Annotated in this window: 1 protein-coding gene and 1 pseudogene; both read left to right on the forward strand. The window is 60.8% G+C overall.

Features of this window, described 5'->3' with window-relative positions; all coding sequences use genetic code 11:
* Positions 1 to 243, forward strand: a pseudogene (locus QEH57_RS24730) (aldo/keto reductase); the annotation flags it as partial.
* A 29-nt stretch (positions 244 to 272) separates the two neighbouring features.
* The coding region (locus QEH57_RS24735; RefSeq protein WP_309009489.1) for an alcohol dehydrogenase catalytic domain-containing protein at positions 273 to 763 on the forward strand (491 nt) is incomplete at its 3' end.

Below are 763 nucleotides of genomic sequence, written 5' to 3' on the forward strand. Positions count from 1 at the left end.
GCCACGCTTTGCGTCAAGTGGGCCGAGCAACGCGGCCAAATCCCCATCCCCTTCTCCACCAACCCGCGCAACATGCTATCCAACCTCCAGGCGCTCACGACCCAAAAGCTTAGCGACGCGGAAATGGAATCCCTCTCCCGTATCGACAAGAACTGCCGCCTCATCAAAGGCCAAGTCTTCCTCTGGAAGGACGACCAAACCTGGGAGGACCTCTGGGACCTCGACGGAAACATCCCTCAGTAACCAAACCTTCAATACAAGACAAGACGACCATGTGCCAATCGAACACCTGCACCCATCCTCCTATGAAGGGGGCGATCCTTCCCGGCGACAGCTCCACCCAGCTTAAAGAGTTCACCGTTCCCGAACCGGGACACGGCGAAGTCCTCATCCGAGTCAAAGCCTCCACCATCTGTGGCTCCGACATCCGCTGCATCTACCACGAACACCTCGGCAAGGGCCCCGAAGGCTACCAAGGCGTCATCGCGGGACACGAGCCATGCGGACAGATCGAAAAGGCAGGCCCCGGCTGCCGCCAGTTCAAGGAAGGCGACCGCGTCGTCGTGTATCACATTTCCGGATGCGGCGTCTGCAACGACTGCCGCCGCGGATACATGATCTCCTGCACCAACGAAAAGTACCGCCGCGCCTACGGCTGGCAGCGCGACGGCGGCATGGCTCCCTACATGATCGCCGAAGAAAAGGACCTGCTCGCCCTTCCCGACGAGCTGAGCTACGTCGACGGAGCCCAGGTCGCCTGCGG

It is taken from the genome of Pelagicoccus sp. SDUM812005, from assembly GCF_031127875.1.
Lineage (GTDB): Bacteria > Verrucomicrobiota > Verrucomicrobiia > Opitutales > Opitutaceae > Pelagicoccus.